This is a genomic window from Nocardiopsis sp. ATB16-24, assembly GCF_030271535.1.
Lineage (GTDB): Bacteria > Actinomycetota > Actinomycetes > Streptosporangiales > Streptosporangiaceae > Nocardiopsis.
In genome coordinates, this window is sequence record NZ_JASCXJ010000001.1 from 390573 (window position 1) to 408332 (window position 17760).

The window sequence follows — 17760 nt, forward strand, 5'->3', positions numbered from 1 at the left end:
CGTCGCCACGTCGCGTCCGCGCGGGCGACAGGTCCCTCCGACGCCTACGGACCGGCGCTCTGGCGGTCACGGCCGCCATGGCCGTCGCCGTGCCACTGGCGCTCACCGCCACCCCGGCCTCCGCCGCGCAGGTCCCGGTCGGCTCCGGCAGCTACAGCGACGCCCTCCCCGCCGGCGCACCGGGTCCCTCCGACCTCAACGGCGCCCCCGTCGACCCCAAGGTCACCGACGACTACGAGGGACACGCTCCCACCAACGAGTGGTGGTCCTCTCTCATCTTCCAGCGTTATCCCGACAACCCCTACGGAGAGAACCTCTTCGCCCACCCCGCCAGCTTCCGCCCCCACGCGGGCGGCCTGGAGATGGGCTACCCGAAGGACCACCGGCTCGTCGGTGACGGGCTCAAGTACGAACATCCCCACGTCGCGGACCTGTCCTTGGGTGCGGTCGGGCTGAACTCCCCCGACACCCGGGTCGCCGACCACGGTGACTGGACCGTCACCGCTCACTGGGAGGGGGGCGGCCCCACCCTGCGCGTCACGATCGGTCAGGGACTGCCCTTCGCCTACGCCGAGACCGACGGCGGTGACGCCCAGGTGAGCTTCTCCGGCACACCCGAGGTGTGGCACGAGGAGGGTTCGGTGGTGGGCGCGAGCGTGGGCGGCCGCCACTACGCCCTCTTCTCGCCCTCCGACGCCCCCTGGGTCCGTTCCGGAGGCACCTTCACCGCCGCCACCGGCGACCACGGTCACTACTCCGTGGCCGTCCTGCCCTCCCCCGAGGACCTGGACCTCTTCGCCCCGTACGCCCACTCCTTCGTCACCGGGTCCGTCGTCGAGTACGACTACGACGAGGCCGCCTCCACCCTGACCAGCACCTACCGGGTGGAGACCGAGGCCCGGGAGGGCGGGGAGACGGGCACCGTGATGGCGCTCTACCCCCACCACTGGGACAACGCCACCAGTGATCTGACCGACCTCTCCTACGTCTCACCGCGCGGTGAGATGCGCGTGGTCGAGGGGCCGGCCTTCACCACGGAGCTGACCACACACGGTGTCCTGCCGAGCCTGCCCACGGTCGACAGCGCCGACCACGACCGCATGCGCCTGCTCATCGACGAGGTTCTCGCCGAGTCCGAGCTCTTCCCCGAACCCGGTGACACCTACTGGGACGGAAAGGCCATGGGACGCCTGGCCCAGCTCGTCCCCATCGCCGACTCCCTCGGACACACCGAGGCCCGTGACGAGATGCTCGACCTGCTCAAGGGGCGTCTGGAGGACTGGCTGACGGTCGGCGGCACCCGCCACTTCGCCTACGAGGCCGACTGGGGCACCATGCTCGGCTACCCCGACAGCTTCGGCGCGGCCACCGAACTCAACGACCACGACTTCCACTACGGCTACTTCGTCTCGGCCGCGGCCGTCGTCGCCCGCTACGACAACGGATGGGCCTCCGAGGACGCGTGGGGAGGCATGATCCGCCTCTTGATCCGCGACGTGGCCGCCACCGACCCCGACGACGACATGTTCCCGCGTCTGCGTTCCTTCTCGCCCTACGCCGGCCACGGCTGGGCCTCCGGACACGCCGGGTTCGCCGCGGGCAACAACCAGGAGTCCTCCTCCGAGGGCATGCACTTCGCCGCGGCCACCGCACTGTTCGGAGCGCTCACCGGCGATGAGGAACTGCGCGACCTGGGCGTGTACCTGCACACCACCCAGGCCTCGGCCATCGCCCGTTACTGGCAGAACCACGGCGGGACCACCTTCCCCGAGGAATTCGGGCACGACGTGGTCGGCATGGTCTGGGGCGACGGCGGCGACTACCGGATCTGGTGGGACGGCGGCGTCGAGGAGCACTACGGCATCAACTACCTGCCCATCACCGCGGCCTCTCTCTACCTGGGACACGACCCCGAGCACGCGGGGGCCGTGTACCGGTCCCTGGTGGACCGACTGGGGCACGAGCCCGAGATCTGGCGCGACATCCACTGGGAGCACCGCGCCCTGTCCGACGGAGACGACGCCCTGCGCATGTTCGAGGAGCAGTGGCGCACCTACGAGCCGGAGGCCGGCGAGTCCAAGGCGCACACCTACCAGTGGGTCTCGACACTCGCCGAGGTGGGCACGGTCGACACCTCCGTCACCGCCGACACCGCCCACTACGCCGTCTTCACCGACGGCGGCGACCGCACCCACACCGCGTTCAACCCGGGTACGGAGCCGATCACCGTCTCCTTCTCCGACGGTGTCGAGCTGCGTGTGGAACCGCGCTCCCTGGCCTCCACCACGGGCGTGGGCGGCGGCGGTGACCCCGGTGAGCCGGGAGAGCCCGGTGAGCCGGGAGAGCCGGGCGACGGGACGGTGGGCGACGGTCGCCTGTACCTGACGCCCTCCGCCCTCTCTGGCACCGAGCACGGCTCGGTCGCTGAGATCACCGTGCCCTCCGCGGGAGGGCGCAACCAGGACGGCCTGCCGCCCTCGGACCGGGTCGTCCTGCGCGTCGACGGGCTGACCGGCTCCCACACCGGCGGCGGCACGGAGTTCTCCCTGCCGGTGGACTCCGGCGGCTCGATCGCCAACGCGGTCCAGATCCGCGTGGTCTACGACCTGGACGGCGACGGCACCGACGACCGGACGGAGACCTACCACTACTTCGCCACCGACGATCTCGACGGCTGGGAGGAGTACACGCACGGCCGGGGAACGGCGAGCACCGAGGGAGCTCTCGGCGACCTGACCGGCGGCTCCGTCCGCGTCGAGCTGTGGAGCGCCCTGGGCGACCAGGACTCGCGGGTCCTCGTCGGCCCCGGGGACGGTGCCTGGGTCTCGATCCCCTTCACCGACTGACGTCCGACACTCCGACAGGGTGGTTTTCGCCTCGTTCACGGGGCGAAAACCACCTCTTCAGAGCAGACAAAACCCACCCGGCGCACGACTCACACGCCTCCGGCCACGCGTCCGTGTACGTTTCAGTCTCTGGCACAGGCCAGAATTACGGACATGGCCCGTACTACTTCCCGTCCCCCCGAGGATCTCGCCGAGAAGATCATCGACATCGACGTCTCCGAGGAGATGCGCGGCAGTTTCCTGGAGTACGCCTACTCCGTCATCTACCAACGCGCGCTGCCGGACGCGCGCGACGGCATGAAACCCGTACAGCGGCGCATCCTCTACCAGATGAACGAGATGGGGCTGCGGCACGACCGCGGCCACGTCAAGTGCGCCCGTGTGGTCGGGGAAGTGATGGGTCGGCTCCACCCCCACGGTGACAGCGCCATCTACGACGCCCTCGTGCGCCTGAGCCAACCCTTCGCCATGCGCGTGCCCCTGGTCGACGGCCACGGCAACTTCGGTTCCCTGGGCGGCGACGACGCCCCCGCGGCCATGCGCTACACAGAGGCCCGTCTGGACCGCGCCGCCGAGCTGCTGACCTCCTCCATCGACGAGAACGTCGTCGACTTCAAACCCAACTACGACGGTCAGGAGACCGAACCCGAAGTCCTGCCCGCCGCCTTTCCGAACCTGCTGGTCAACGGCGCCTCCGGAATCGCGGTGGGCATGGCCACCAACATGGCCCCCCACAACCTGGGAGAGGTCATCGCGGCGGCCCGCCACCTCATCGCCCACCCCGACGCCACCCTGGAGGAGCTCACCGAGTTCGTACCGGGCCCCGACCTGCCCACCGGCGGCACCATCGTCGGACTGGACGGCGTCCGCGACGCCTACCGGACCGGCCGCGGCACCTTCAAGACGCGTGCCACCGTCTCCATCGAGAAGGTCTCCGCGCGTCGAACGGGTCTGGTGGTCACCGAGCTGCCCTACAACGTGGGGCCGGAGAAGGTCGTCAGTCGCATCAAGGAACTGGTGCAGTCCAAGAAGTTGCAGGGCATCTCGGACCTGAAGGACCTCACCGACCGCAACCAGGGCCTGCGCCTGGTCATCGAGATCAAGAACGGTTTCAACCCCGAGGCCGTCCTGGAGGAGCTGTACCGCCTGACTCCGATGGAGGAGTCCTTCGGCATCAACAACGTCGCGCTCGTCGACGGCCAGCCCCAGACCCTGGGTCTGCGCGAGCTCCTCGAGGTCTACGTCGCCCACCGTCTCGACGTGGTGCGCCGCCGCAGCGAGTTCCGCCGTACCAAACGCCAGGAGCGTCTGCACCTGGTGGACGGGCTGCTGGTGGCCCTGTTGAACATCGACCGGGTCATCGCCCTGATCCGCGAGGCCGACGACACCGCGGCCGCGCGCGAGGCGCTCATGGGCGCCTACGACCTGTCCGACGTGCAGGCCCGCTACATCCTGGACACCCCGCTGCGCCGCCTGACCCGTTTCGACCGGTTGGAACTGGAGACCGAGAGGGACAAGCTGAACAAGGAGATCGAGGCGCTCACCGCGGTCCTGGAGTCGGACAAGAAGCTGCGCCGCCTGGTCTCCAAGGAGTTGGGCGAGGTCTCCAAGGCGTTCGCCACCCCGCGCCGTACCCGGTTGCGCGAGAGCGACGGGGTCGCCCGCAACGCGGTGATCCCGCTGGAGATGGCGGACCAGCCCTGTCATGTGCTGATGGGCGTGGACGGCATGATCGGCCGGAGCAAGGGCGCCACCGTGCCGCGTCTGTACGAGGGGCTGCGGGTACCGCACGACGCGGTCCACGTGTCCGTCCCGACCACCTCCCGCTCGGACGTCGGCCTGGTCACGGACCTGGGCCGGATGATCCGTGTCCCGGTGGTCGAGCTCCCCGAGCTTCCCGACGAGGGCAAGGAGGCCCCGCCGCTGGCCTCCGGTCTGGACGTGACCGAGTTCGTCCAGCTCGACGGGGACGAACGCGTGGTGTCGGTGGTGGCGATGGACGCCTCCGGGCCCGGTTTCGTGGTGGGAACGCGCAGCGGTGTGGTCAAACGGGTGGCCCCCGACTACCCGCCCAACAAGGACGACTTCGAGATCATCACGCTCAAGGACGATGACCGCGTCGTGGGCGTCACCCAACTCTCCACCGGAGAGGAGGACCTGGCCTTCGTCACCTCCGAGGCACAGCTGCTGCGCTTCTCGGCCTCCACCGTACGGCCGCAGGGACGACCCGCGGGCGGCGTGTCGGGCATCCGCCTGTCGGAGGAGGCGCGAGTGCTGTGGTTCGGCGCCGTGCCCGCTCCGGAGGACTCGGTGGTGGTCACCGTCTCCGGTTCCGCCGGCGCCTTGGACGGCACCCAGGCCGGTTCCGCCAAGGTCACACCGTTCGAGGCCTATCCGGTCAAGGGGCGGGCCACCGGTGGCGTACGCTGTCACCGCTACCTCAAGGGCGAGGACACGCTGCTGCTGGCCTGGATCGGCCGGTCCCCGGCTCGTGCGGCGCGAGCCGACGGAAAGCCGGTCCGACTGCCCGATCTGAACGACCGTCGGGACGGGTCGGGTGAAACTCTTCCGCGCGCGATCGTTACCGTAGGCAGTGGGCAGACCGATTCGGGGATCACCCGCCCCGAGTCCGGAACCTGAGCACTTCACGCCATACCGTGTGCACCGGAAGACCTTCCGGTGCACACGGGCCCATGCGCGACCATGGGACAAGGAAGCGGATCCACGTGAGCGACACCACCTCCTCCACAGACGCCTTCGCCGACCTCATCGCGGCCAACGAGTCTTATACGAAGACCTTCTCTTTGGGTGGTCTCAAACCGATCGCCGCGCGCGGACTGGGCCTGGTCACCTGTATGGACTCCAGGATCGAGCCCCTGGACGCCCTGGGCCTGAAGCCGGGCGACGCCAAGATCCTGCGCAACGCGGGCGCCCGCGTGACCGATGACACCCTGCGGACCCTCGTCCTGGCGGTGTACCTGTTGGGCGTGGACCGGGTGTTGGTCATGCCGCACACCCGCTGCAAGATGGCCTCGGTGGAGAACGACCAGGTCGTCCACGACACCATCTGGGAGGAGTACGGGGTGGACACCCGCAGTCTGGACTTCCACACCGACAACGACCAGCTGGGGGCTCTCCACCACGACCTGGAGCGTATTCGGCACCATCCTCTGCTGCCCGCCGATCTTCCGGTGACGGGCGCGATCTATGACGTGGACACCGGCCGGGTGACCCCCACGGGTCTGTGAGGGACCCGTTCCACCAGGTTCGCGGCGGTCCCGCACGTGTGACGACCCGCGTCTTCGGGGATCCCTTCAGTGTGCGTACGGACGGTGGGCGTTCCCGCCCACCGTCTCCGTACCGCGCCTCCGCCAAGGAATGCGGCCGGTACCCCCGCCGTTGTGATCCGGGACGGCCCCGTGGCCGTCGGAAGGAGCACCGTGGAAGAGAACACCTACGACACCTTCAATCGCGCTCGCATGTTCATGGAACTGGGCGACCCCATCTACGCCGCCCGTACTCTCGAACCGATCGTCGAGAAAGAGCCGGAGAGCCGCTCCCTCCTGGAGCTGCTGGGTCGCGCCTACTTCCACTCCGCACAGCTCAACAAGGCCGAGCGGACCTTCCGCAGGATCATCGAGCTGGACCCGGTGGACAACTGGGCGCACATCGCGCTCGCCCGTACGCTGGAGCGACAGAACCGCAGTGAGGAAGCGGCCACCTATCGCCGTATGTACGCGGTGATGTCCGGTGGTTCCTTGGACTGAGGGAGCGACCGGAGACAACGGGACGCGAGGCCGGGATCCCTCTCGGGGACCCGGCTCCCTCCCCGACGCCGGAGCGAACCGTCGGAGGCGTTCCTTTCCGAGACTCCGGCCTTTCGGGCCTCTGGGAGGACCACGCCTTCGGCGTCTCCGGTGACCTCGTGGGCGTCCTCGCCCGAAGACCGGGCGCGGCCCACCGAACAGGCTCTAGTCTTCTGGGCATGTCACCCTCACCGACCGAACCGGGCGACGGCGCCCCCTGGGTGGACCGCTGCGACGCGAGCGTCCGCTCCTGGGCGGACGAGGCGGTACGCCGCGTCGTGGCCGACGCCAACCGCTCAGCCGACACCCATCTGCACGTGTTCCCGCTTCCTCCGGAGTGGGGCATCGACCTCTACCTCAAGGACGAGTCGGTACACCCCACCGGCAGCCTCAAGCACCGACTGGCCCGCTCGCTGTTCCTGTACGGGCTGGCCAACGGCTGGATTCGGGAGGACACCACCATCGTGGAGGCCAGTTCGGGCTCCACCGCGGTGTCGGAGGCCTACTTCGCACGACTCATCGGCCTGGACTTCATCACGGTCCTTCCCCGCAAGACCAGTCCGGAGAAGATCGCACTGATCGAGCGGTACGGCGGGCGCTGTCACTTCGTGGACGCCCCTCCCGCGATGTACACCGAGGCCGAACGGCTGGCCGCCGAGACCGGGGGCCACTACATGGACCAGTTCACCTACGCCGAACGGGCCACCGACTGGCGTGGCAACAACAACATCGCCGAGTCGATCTTCCAGCAGCTGGGGCTGGAGCGGCACCCCTGCCCCGAGTGGATCGTGGTGGGAGCGGGTACCGGCGGCACCTCCGCCACCATCGGCCGTTACCTGCGGTACCGACGCCTGGGCACCCGCCTGGCGGTGGTGGACCCGGAGAACTCGGCCTTCTTCCCCGGCTGGGTGACCGGCACGACCGACTACGCCACCGGCATGCCCTCCCGGATCGAGGGGATCGGTCGACCCCGTATGGAGCCGAGCTTCGTCCCCTCCGTGATCGACCTGATGATGCCCGTACCCGACGCGGCGAGCATCGCGGCGATGCGCCACCTGAACGACGTCACCGGACTGTCCGCCGGGGGTTCCACGGGCACCAACCTGTGGGGGGTGTGGCACCTGGTGGCCAGGATGCTCCGCGAGGGCCGCCAAGGCAGTGTGGTCACCCTGATCTGTGACGGCGGTGAGCGCTACCAGCACAGCTACTACAACGACGACTGGATCGCGGGCAAGGGCCTGGACCCCGCCCCCTACCGGAAGGCCATCGACCGCTTCCTGGCGGAGGGGGTCTGGGAACCGCCTCGGGCCCCCTGAGGAAGGGCTCAGGTGTCGATGCGGGCCACGTCGAGTTCCTGTGCCCCCTCCTGGATGAAGCGGCGTCGCGGAGCCACCTCGTTGCCCATCAGCAGGTTGAACACCGAGGCGGCCTCCTCCGCCTGTTCCACCCGTATGCGGCGCAGGGTGCGGTGGCGTGGGTCCATCGTGGTCTCGGCCAGCTGGTCGGCGTCCATCTCCCCCAGCCCCTTGTAGCGCTGCACCGGATCCTTCCAGGCGATCTTGCGCTTCTCCAGATCCAGCAACGTGCGGTTGAGCTCGGCGTCGGAGTAGGTGTAGATGTAGCGGTCCTGGGGCTTGGCGCCACGCTTGCGCCGTGGGTTGGCCAGCTCGATGCGGTGCAGCGGGGGGACCGCCGCGTACACCCTTCCGGCCTCCAGCATGGGACGCATGTACCGGTAGATGAGCGTGAGCAGCAGGCAGCGGATGTGCGCCCCGTCCACGTCGGCGTCGGCCATGAGGATGATCCGGCCGTAGCGGGCGGCGTCGATGTCGAAGGTACGGCCCGATCCGGCACCGACCACCTGGAGGATGGCCGCGCACTCGGCGTTCTTGAGCATGTCGGCGACCGAGGCCTTCTGCACGTTGAGGATCTTGCCCCGGATCGGCAACAGCGCCTGGAACTCGGAGTCGCGGGCCAGCTTGGCCGTTCCCAGAGCCGAATCCCCCTCGACGATGAACAACTCGCTGTGCTCCAGCCCCTCACTGCGGCAGTCCACCAGCTTGGCGGGCAGCGCCGAGTTCTCCAGGGCGTTCTTGCGACGCTGGGTCTCGCGCTGCTGACGTGCGGCGAGACGGGCCTTGGCGGCCCCGACCACCTTCTCCAGAACCGCCCGGGCCTTGGCCTTCTCCGCCTTCTTGGTGGAGGTCAGGAACTCGCGCAGTTCCTTGCCGACCACCTGGGAGACGATCCTGGCCGCCGCCGAGGTACCGAGGATCTCCTTGGTCTGCCCCTCGAACTGGGGTTCGGGCAGGCGGACCGTGACGACCGCCGTGAGCCCCTCCTGGGTGTCGTCCTTGATGACGGGGTCGTCGCTGTTCCTGAGCAGCTTGGTCGCGCGCAGTTGGTCGTTGATGACCCGCACCAGGGCACGCTCGAAGCCGTTGATGTGGGTGCCGCCCTTGGGCGTGGCGATGACGTTGACGAAGGAGCGCACGGTGGTGTCGTAGCCGGTGCCCCAGCGCAGGGCCACGTCCACGTCCAGACGCCGCTCGATGTCCGCGGGCACCATGTGCCCGGCCTCGTCCAGGACGGGCACGGTCTCGGTGAAGCTGCCGCTGCCCTGGATGCGCAGCACGTCGCTGATCGGCTCGTCGGGGGCCAGGAAGGTACAGAACTCGCTGATCCCGCCGTCGAAGCGGAACTCCTCCTCGTGGGGGGACTCGCCCTCGGTCCGCTCGTCGCGCACGGCGATGGTCAGCCCCGGTACGAGGAAGGCGGTCTGCCGGGCCCGCTCCAGCAGGGACTCCCGGGCGATCTCGGCGTCCTTGAGGAAGATCTGTGTGTCCGGCCAGAAGCGGATGCGGGTGCCGGTGATCTTCTTGGCCACCTTACGGACCTGTTCCAGCCCCGAGGCCGCGGTGAACCCGGCGTCGGGACCGGCCGCGTCGAAGCGCCCGGGGATCCCCCGGCGAAAGCTCATCGCGTGGGTGTGGCCCTGTCGGTCGACCTCCACGTCCATCCGAGAGGACAGAGCGTTGACCACCGACGCGCCCACGCCGTGCAGACCACCCGAGGCGGTGTAGGAACCCGAGCCGAACTTGCCGCCGGCGTGCAGCTTGGTCATGACCAGTTCCACACCCGGAAGGCCGGACTTGGGCTCGACGTCCACGGGGATGCCCCGGCCGTCGTCGCTCACCGACACCGACCCGTCAGCGTGCAGGGTGACGTCGATCCGCCCACAGAAGCCACCAAGGGCCTCGTCCACCGAGTTGTCGATGATCTCCCACATGCAGTGGGTGAGGCCGCGGCTGTCGGTGGACCCGATGTACATGCCCGGCCGTTTGCGCACCGCCTCGAGACCTTCGAGGACCGACAGGTGTCGGGCGGAGTAATCCTCGGGGTCGTGGACGGCTGCGGTCAAGGCGGTCACTCGGACTTCTCCTGCGTTTTGAGGGCTGTCGGGGCGCTGATGCGGTGCGTGCCCTTTGTATCGCGCCGCACTGACATAGGGAGGCGGCGTGCCGGTCACTCGCTACCGCCGGGGATTCAGCGGGAGGACGGAGCCCGCCCCGCGCGAGACTACCACCTCCGCTGGATGCGACCTGGACACTCCACTTGTCCTCCTAGGGGGATGCGAAACCTCGACGCCGGGTACAACCAGACCAGAAGCGACGTCGAGCCAGAAAGGCCTTGCCAGGGCATCAACCAGACAGATTCCGCTGTCGGCGTACAAGGGATCAGGTTGGGAAGGTCCTGGTCGGGTTAAATGTTGTCAGAGGTGACTAACGCCGAGTATTGAGGATGGCGAAGTGACTGGAACCCTTGCCCCCACCCAACCGCTCACGGCTGCTGACCGTTGCGACCGCTGTGGTGCACAGGCCTATGTCCGCGTGCTGCTGAACTCCGGCGGTGAGCTCCTGTTCTGCGCTCACCACGCGCGCAAGCACGACGGCTCTCTCCGCAAGATCGCCTCGGACATCCAGGACGAGACCGACAAGCTCAACAAGAGCTGAACGAACGAGCGTTAGCCACACGAACGGGAACGAAGGCGGCGGTTCTGACGAACCGCCGCCTTCGGCTCGTTCAGGGCAGGACCCGGTTGTGATACTCCGAGACCCCGACGAACCCGGAACGCTCGTATGACCGCAACGCGGAGACGTTGTCGGCGACCACGCACAGATAGGCCCGGCGCGCGCCCCTGTCGTGGGCCCAGCCGAGCAGGTCGGCCAGAAGCCGGCCCGCCGTGCCCCGGCCGCGCGCGTGCGGTTCGGTGAACATCCCACAGACGCCCACCGACTCCCCGTCCAGCACCGCCGCGCCCCGCCCCAGACCCCGTTCCGCCACTCCGTAGGCGGTGCGGACCTGTCCGAGGATGCGCCTCTCGGGCCGATCCGCCCACGCCGGGCCGGGAGAGTCGTCGATCCGGGAGGTTCCCGGACCCTCGGGGCGCTCGTCGAGCTCACGGGCCAGGACCAATGTGGGCTCCACCACCCTGTAACCGTGGTCGGCCAGACGCCGATCGACCGCCTCCTCCCCCGGCCACACCTGTACGCAGGGACGCAGCCCACGAGTGGAGTAACGAGAGGTGACCTCCGACACGTCCGCGTCGGGATCCACGACCAGCGCACAGTTGGCCCGTTTGGTGATCCCCTCCGCGAACCCGAACCACCAGCCGCCGCGCCTCTCCTCCTCGAAGGGCGGCCAGTCCCGCCTCACCCTTCGCGCCCACTCGTGCACACGTGCCCCTCTCCCCTGACGAAGGGGCTCATACTAGTGAAAAGACCGTCGCGGTCGTGCCTCTTCGACGGCACGCCCCACCGATCCGCCTCACCCCGCGCCCTCCTCCGGCCGGGGGCGTGCGCGAAAGCCCTACCATGGGCGGGCCGTCACACGTCCGTGCCCACCTGGAAAGTCCCGACATGTTCATCCTGCTACCGCCGTCCGAGGGGAAGGCCACATCCGGAGAGGGGCCCTGTCTGGCCCTGGACGCGTTGACCCTCCCCGAACTGGCCGGGGCCCGCGAGAAGGTGATGGAGGCCCTGGTCGATCTGTGCGCGGGGCCCACGGACACGGCCCTGAAGACCCTGGGCATCAGCGTGAGACAGGCCGACGCGCTCAAACGCAACCTGGATCTGACCGCCGCACCCACGTTGCGTGCGGCGGACCTGTACACGGGCGTGCTCTACGACCGTCTCGGCCTGCCCGAACTGCCGGAAGCCGCGGGGCGGGTGCTGGTCTTCTCCGGCCTGTGGGGCGTGCTCGGCCCCGCCGACCGGGTCCCTCCCTACCGCCTGTCCATGGGTGTGAGGCTGCCGCCCCTGGGCGGTCTGGGCGCCTACTGGCGGCGTGCGCTCTCCGAACCCCTGAAGGAGATGGTCGCGGGCCGACTCCTGGTCGACTGCCGGTCGGCCTCCTACGTCACCGCCTTCGCGCCGGTCGACCGCGTGGCCGTCAAGGTGCTGCGTGAGCGCCTCGTGGACGGAGCGGTCCAGCGTTCGGTCGTCAGCCACATGGCGAAGGCCGCTCGGGGCGACGTCGCCCGTTCCCTCCTCCTGGAGGGTGTGGACGCCGACACCCCCGAGGAACTGCTCTCCGCCCTGCGGGACCTGGGGTACACGGCGGAACTTCCCGACCCACGCACCCTCAACGTGATCGTCCGCGACTGAACCTCTCCCCAGGCCCACGCACGGCACGGGGGTCCACTCGACCATGGGAGACGTTCGGTCACACGACAAAGGAGCGGCGCGCCCGCCACTCCCCGTCACATAACGACTCGGTATCGCGACTTTATGCCTTACCTACAGCGTGTACGGCAGCATGGTCCTCGTCGGATGGATGACACATCGCCCCGAGGAAGGCCTCGGAGCACGGCAGAGGTCCTGGAGCACCACGGGGGATTGCTCCGGTACACGCGGGCATCGCCACACCCGCGCGGACCGTAGGGACGCCGGTCCCGATGCACCGTCCCGTCTGGTCGGAACGGTGCATCGGGGCCGGCCCGGTCCTCGTGGTCCCGGGGCGGTCGACCGCCCGGACGGACTAGTCCAGGTAGTCGCGGAGCACCTGCGAGCGCGACGGGTGGCGGAGCTTGGACATCGTCTTGCTCTCGATCTGTCGGATGCGTTCGCGGGTGACCCCGTAGACCTTGCCGATCTCGTCCAAGGTCTTGGGCTGGCCGTCGGTGAGTCCGAAGCGCATGGACACCACACCCGCCTCCCGCTCGGAGAGCGTGTCCAGGACCGAGTGCAGTTGTTCCTGCAACAGGGTGAAACTGACCGCCTCACCCGGCTGGATCGCCTCGGAGTCCTCGATCAGGTCACCGAACTCGCTGTCGCCGTCCTCACCCAACGGAGTGTGCAGTGAGATCGGCTCACGGCCGTACTTCTGTACCTCGACGACCTTCTCGGGGGTCATGTCGAGTTCCTTGGCCAGTTCCTCCGGGGTGGGCTCGCGACCCAGGTCCTGGAGCATCTGACGCTGCACGCGGGCCAGCTTGTTGATGACCTCGACCATGTGCACCGGAATACGGATGGTGCGCGCCTGGTCGGCCATGGCACGGGTGATCGCCTGGCGGATCCACCACGTCGCGTAGGTCGAGAACTTGAAGCCCTTGGTGTAGTCGAACTTCTCCACCGCACGGATCAGACCGAGGTTGCCCTCCTGGATCAGGTCCAGGAAGAGCATGCCGCGACCGGTGTAACGCTTGGCGAGCGACACCACCAGACGAAGGTTCGCCTCCAGCAGGTGCTTCTTGGCACGGCCTCCGTCCTCGGCGATCCACTCCAGCTCGTCGCGCAACTCGAAGGAGAGGTGGTCGCCCTCCTCCGCCAGCTTCTCCTCGGCGAAGAGGCCGGCCTCGATGCGCTTGGCCAGCTCGACCTCCTGCTCGGCGTTGAGCAGCGGGACCTTACCGATCTGCTTGAGGTAGTCCTTGACCGGGTCCGCGGTCGCACCCGCCGCGACGACCTGTGCCGCGGGGGCGTCGTCGTCATCGTCGTAGAGGACGAAGGACTCGTCCTCGTTGGCGGGTTTCTTGTTGGGCGCGCCCACGACCTCGGGTTTGGCGGGCTTGGTGTCCTTGTCGGTGGGGTCCGGAGCGTCCTCGACCAGTTCCAGCTCGGCGCCGGTGTGTTCGAGGTCGTCCAGGCTCGCCTCGTCCTCGGTGAACTCGCCGTCCGCTGCGAGTTCGAGACCCTTCTTGGCGGTGGTCTTCTTCGTCGTGGTCTTCTTGGGCGCCGCCTTGGCGGTGCTCTTCTTGGGAGCCGCCTTCTTGGGAGCGGCCTTCTTGGCGGTGGTCTTCTTGGCGGTGGTCTTCTTGGGCGCCGCCTTCTCAGCGGTCTCGCCGGCCTCCGCCGCGGGGTCGACCACTTCGGTGACCGTCTCGGGCTGTTCCTGGGCCGCCGCGGCACGGGCGGGCTTGGCGGCCTTGGTGGTCTTCACGGGCTTGGTCGAGGTGGACCGCGTAGTCGCCGACTTGCGCCGCGGCGTCTTGCGCCGGGAGGAGGCCGACTCCGGAACGAGCACGGTCACGCCCTCCTTCGCGAGGCTGCGGAGCACGGACTGCGCCTGCGACATCGGGATCTCGGCCTCTTCGAAGGCACGGCGCACGTCCTCGGGCTCAAGGAAGCCCTGGGACCGCCCACGCTCGATCAGCTGCTGAATGACGGGCTCTTGCAGTGACTCGGACTGCTTCGAGCGAGTCGAACTGGCAGATGACACAAACACCTCTCGAACGGACGTGTGGCGAGATTGTCGGACCCGGTGGTCCGCCTGGCCGGGACCGGGCGACGACGCCCTCTCCCACCTGCGGCCTGGGATCGTCCCCCACTAGGACGGGGAAGCCGTTGGTTTTTCAGCGTATGCGCTCAGCGGAGAGTTCGCCCCTTCAAGCGTATGCGCTCCGGGAGGTCACCCCCGTAGAGGATCACCCCCACGTCGCGGGGTGGAACGGCTTCTTCACTGTAGACAAGGCAATGGACTTGTTCGTACGGTCTGCTGTCGGTCTACCGCTCGGCCACGAACCGGTGCTACTGCTCCGGTGCCGAATCGATCACCGGAAGCTGAACTGCGAGCAGTGTGACGTCATCGTCCTGCTCATACCCATCGAGCATGCTCTCAACAAGGTACTCCAGCATCTGCTGTGGATCGCCCACCGCCTCCGGCGGAGCCGACGACGCGACATCGACGAGCTCACCGAGTCCGGAGTCGACGGACCGTTTGCGGTTCTCAACCAGTCCATCGGAATACAGGGCGACAGTGTTACCGGGTTGCACGAAGAATTTGTGATGCCCCCGTTCGGAACTGACTCCGAGCGGTGTGTCCGGTTCGGTGTCGAGCAGGAACGGACCCGCGTTGCCGGCCACGACCAGTGGTGGCAGGTGCCCCGCGTTGCTGAGGTCGAGCTGACCGGTGACCGGGTCCAGCACGAAGTAGACCAGGGTGGTCACCTGGTCCATACCCTCCGTCGCCGCGAACATGCGGTCCAGCCCGGCGAGGACGTCGGCGGGCTCGGGCATGGAGAAGGCCAGGGCCCTCAGCGCGTTACGGATGCGACTCATCCCCGCCGCGGCGGGGATGCCCTTGCCCATGACGTCGCCCAGCACCCCGGCGACGCGGCCGTCGGGAAGCGGAAAGGCGTCATACCAGTCCCCTCCGACCTGCACGTTCTGTGATCCCGACCGGTAGTAGGCGGCCAGCCGTACGCCGCGCACCTCCGGCAGTTCCTCGGGCAGCAGACTGCGCTGGAGTTCTTCTGCGGTGCTGTGCTCCTGCTCGTAGAGGGTGGCACGACCGATGGCCAACGCGCACTGACCGGCCAGGGCCTCCAGGAAGACGCGCTCTTCCTCGGTGATCTCCCGGGGTGTGGAGAAGGCGAAGCGCAGCGCGCCGATGGGACGGCCCGCGGCCATCATCGGCAGGGCGACCCAGGCCCTCTCCGGTGTGCTGCGGACCAGTTCGGCGACCTCGGGGGCGTCGTCGAGCAGCTCGGAGAGCCGTGCCGGATCGGCCGCCAGCCGGGGCACTCGGTCGGCGATCGCACGGGCCGCGATGTCGGGGTGGTCGAGCGGGAAGACGGAGCGGGGCAGCCGGTGGGCCCGCTCGGTGGCGATGGTGTGCAGCCGGAGACGGTCCCGGTCGAGCAGGACCACGCACGTGTGGTCGGCGCCCACTCCGGAACGTCCGATCTCGGACATGGCGTTGACGACCTCGTCGGCGGTGAGCGCCTCGGCCAGGTCGGAGGTGGCCTTCTGTAGGCGCGCGGTGCGCATCGCCGCTTCGCTGAGCTGCTGGTTCAGGCGCCGTCGGAGTTCGTCGGCCTCCCGCTCGTTGGTGATGTCGGCCAGGGTGCCGACCCATTCCGCGGGGCGGGGACCGTCCATGATCGGGTGGGCGCGGGCCCGATAGTGCCCGTAACCGCCCGAGACCGTGCGCACACGGAACATGGCGTCGAAGGGGGTCACGTCCAGGACCGCGTCGTCCCAGGCTCGTTCGACCCGGGGGCGGTCGTCGGGGTGGAGGGCCTCCAGCCAACCGCGTCCCAGGTAACGTTCCGGCTCCTGTCCGGTGATACTCCGCCACTGGGGGCAGTCCTCCTGGATGTCACCGCCGGGGCCGGCGGTCCAGAAGATCTGGTTGCCCGCCTGTAGCAGGGCGCGCAGTCGTTGCTCGTGGCGTTGGGCCGGACCTCCGTCGTGCCCGGCGTCCTCGTCCTGGTCGACGCCGGGGACCGCGATGAGGGCGACACGGGACTCCCCCGTGTCCGGCGCGGTCACGGGGAACCAGGTCAGTTCCCACATCCGGCCCGTAGGCGCGCGGTAACGGCCGCGCACGACACGACCCTCCTCGCGCACCCCGTCCAGCCGGGTGTGGTGCTCGGCCGCCGCTTCGTGCTCACCGCTTTCGCGCAGCAGGTCGCCGGGGGTCCTGCCGAGACATTCGGCGGGGGTGCGCCCCAGGGCCGCGGCCAGGCACCGGTTGACCGTGTCGAAGACGCCGTCGGGGCCGAGCAGGGCGAATCCGACCGGAGAGTCGGTGAGAAGGGTCTTCACCGCGTCGGGGAGTTCCGTCCTGGTGGTCCGGGGCGGAGGAATGGACGTCTCGGCACTCAACTGCTCGACACCTCCGGAACCGTCGATTCCCCATCCGGATTTCGTTGGGGGTGCTGCCTGGCCGCGTAACCCCTGTCGACCACGCGGACCGTCCGCGGCGCGAATGCCGGAAAGCGGGTGGCGCCGAAGGCGTTCAGAAGGCTCCGCGGCTCCCGGGAGTCACGCTCACCGACTCCTCTCGGCCGCTGACACCGCCCAAGCATAAGACACAGTCGTCCGGGCGCAACGGCGGTCGTGGCCGGCGAGCACGTTCCGCGGGGAGGGGTGTCCTCGCATGCGGAAGGTAAACAGTAGGCCACTGGAGGGCCGTGTCGCGAAGGGCGGGGGTTTCCTCTCCGTACTCCGAACGGTTCCCGACCATGGCGCCTCAGAGCGTCTGCGTCTCTCTCCCGGGAAACAGGAACACCATATGCCCGAAACATCCTTTTCATTGTGCTGACCTGCGGTGATGGTGGTATTCGGGTAAACAATGATTCCCGGAGGTTTTATCAACAGCGCGCCGGGAGAGGGGTTGACAGTCCGTCCAGAACAAGTGAAATGGGTGGAGGTCACCGTCCAGGCCATCTTTCGAAACTAGGGGTGTGAGCGAGAATGCTCCAGACCTTCCCGGTCCAGGATCTCAGGCAGATCTCAGCACGACTTCACGATGAGTTCAGCGCCTTGTCCCATCGCTGCGTCGAACGTTGCGTCAGCGACACCTGGAACTGTGTCGAACACCTGGGCATCACGGTCACGCCGCATCTGGTCGAGCGGGTCGCCCGCGAACACCTGGAGGCGATGGTGAACTCCGTGCCGCCCTCACAGAGCATCCGGCAGGCGCCGCGAGGGCCGGGCAAGACTCTGTTCACCGGCCGTCGCGCCGTCTCCGGAAAGCTCTGAACCGACGTCCTCCGAACAGGAGCGGCTCCTCCCGACCGACCCGCGCGCCTTCTTCGCGGGTCCTCGTCATGGAGCCGCCCCGGAGCGTTCCGAACGCCGGTTCCATGCCCGAGGCCGGCA

The 17760-nt window shown here is 68.5% G+C and carries 12 protein-coding genes; 8 read left to right on the forward strand and 4 right to left on the reverse strand.

Annotated features, from left to right (window positions below):
- The first annotated feature begins 77 nt into the window (after positions 1-77).
- The 5 genes from PFX91_RS01595 (at position 78) to cds1 (ending at position 7968) form a co-directional block, all read left to right on the forward strand.
- Positions 78-2846, forward strand: a complete 2769-nt coding sequence (locus PFX91_RS01595; protein ID WP_285728970.1) for a glycosyl hydrolase — start codon at positions 78-80, stop codon at positions 2844-2846.
- Positions 2847-2999: 153 nt separating this feature from the next.
- Positions 3000-5486 carry a DNA gyrase/topoisomerase IV subunit A gene (locus tag PFX91_RS01600; RefSeq protein WP_285728852.1) on the forward strand — a complete coding sequence of 829 codons (2487 nt, stop codon included), beginning with the start codon at positions 3000-3002 and terminating at the stop codon, positions 5484-5486.
- Positions 5487-5539: 53 nt separating this feature from the next.
- Positions 5540-6094: a beta-class carbonic anhydrase gene (locus tag PFX91_RS01605; RefSeq protein WP_502888227.1), complete on the forward strand. Its 555-nt coding sequence runs from the start codon at positions 5540-5542 to the stop codon at positions 6092-6094.
- Between the two features lie 192 nt (positions 6095-6286).
- Positions 6287-6613, forward strand: coding sequence for a tetratricopeptide repeat protein (locus PFX91_RS01610; RefSeq protein ID WP_285728854.1), 327 nt, complete (start codon positions 6287-6289; stop codon positions 6611-6613).
- Positions 6614-6831: 218 nt separating this feature from the next.
- Positions 6832-7968, forward strand: coding sequence for an L-cysteine desulfhydrase Cds1 (cds1, locus tag PFX91_RS01615; protein WP_285728855.1), 1137 nt, complete (start codon positions 6832-6834; stop codon positions 7966-7968).
- An 8-nt stretch (positions 7969-7976) separates the two neighbouring features.
- Here the strand turns inward: cds1 and PFX91_RS01620 are convergent, their stop codons facing one another.
- Complete coding sequence (locus PFX91_RS01620) at positions 7977-10082, reverse strand: DNA gyrase/topoisomerase IV subunit B (protein ID WP_285728856.1); 2106 nt, start codon at positions 10080-10082, stop codon at positions 7977-7979.
- A 379-nt stretch (positions 10083-10461) separates the two neighbouring features.
- Here PFX91_RS01620 and PFX91_RS01625 point away from each other — a divergent pair, with 379 nt between their 5' ends.
- A complete protein-coding gene (locus tag PFX91_RS01625; protein ID WP_285728857.1) occupies positions 10462-10665 on the forward strand; it encodes a DUF7455 domain-containing protein in 204 nt (67 codons plus the stop codon).
- A 70-nt stretch (positions 10666-10735) separates the two neighbouring features.
- Here the strand turns inward: PFX91_RS01625 and PFX91_RS01630 are convergent, their stop codons facing one another.
- Positions 10736-11389, reverse strand: coding sequence for a GNAT family N-acetyltransferase (locus PFX91_RS01630; protein WP_285728859.1), 654 nt, complete (start codon positions 11387-11389; stop codon positions 10736-10738).
- 182 nt (positions 11390-11571) lie between these two features.
- Between PFX91_RS01630 and yaaA the strand changes: the two genes are divergently transcribed.
- Positions 11572-12318, forward strand: coding sequence for a peroxide stress protein YaaA (yaaA, locus tag PFX91_RS01635; RefSeq protein ID WP_285728861.1), 747 nt, complete (start codon positions 11572-11574; stop codon positions 12316-12318).
- Between the two features lie 373 nt (positions 12319-12691).
- Here the strand turns inward: yaaA and PFX91_RS01640 are convergent, their stop codons facing one another.
- The gene (locus tag PFX91_RS01640; protein ID WP_285728863.1) at positions 12692-14371 is read right to left on the reverse strand and encodes an RNA polymerase sigma factor; all 1680 of its coding nucleotides are present in this window, start codon (positions 14369-14371) and stop codon (positions 12692-12694) included.
- Between the two features lie 308 nt (positions 14372-14679).
- Positions 14680-16761, reverse strand: a complete 2082-nt coding sequence (locus PFX91_RS01645; RefSeq protein ID WP_285728865.1) for a SpoIIE family protein phosphatase — start codon at positions 16759-16761, stop codon at positions 14680-14682.
- A 591-nt stretch (positions 16762-17352) separates the two neighbouring features.
- Between PFX91_RS01645 and PFX91_RS01650 the strand changes: the two genes are divergently transcribed.
- On the forward strand, positions 17353-17640 hold the full coding sequence (locus PFX91_RS01650) for a hypothetical protein (protein ID WP_285728867.1): 288 nt from the start codon (positions 17353-17355) through the stop codon (positions 17638-17640).
- The last annotated feature ends 120 nt before the right edge of the window (positions 17641-17760 follow it).

Excerpts from the sequence above, each read along its gene's own strand:
- PFX91_RS01605 (WP_502888227.1), top strand. The coding sequence starts at position 5,540 with ATGCGCGACCATGGGACAAGGAAGCGGATCCACGTGAGCGACACCACC.
- PFX91_RS01600 (WP_285728852.1), top strand. The coding sequence starts at position 3,000 with ATGGCCCGTACTACTTCCCGTCCCCCCGAGGATCTCGCCGAGAAGATC.
- cds1 (WP_285728855.1), top strand. The coding sequence starts at position 6,832 with ATGTCACCCTCACCGACCGAACCGGGCGACGGCGCCCCCTGGGTGGAC.
- yaaA (WP_285728861.1), top strand. The coding sequence starts at position 11,572 with ATGTTCATCCTGCTACCGCCGTCCGAGGGGAAGGCCACATCCGGAGAG.
- PFX91_RS01650 (WP_285728867.1), top strand. The coding sequence starts at position 17,353 with ATGCTCCAGACCTTCCCGGTCCAGGATCTCAGGCAGATCTCAGCACGA.
- PFX91_RS01595 (WP_285728970.1), top strand. The coding sequence starts at position 78 with ATGGCCGTCGCCGTGCCACTGGCGCTCACCGCCACCCCGGCCTCCGCC.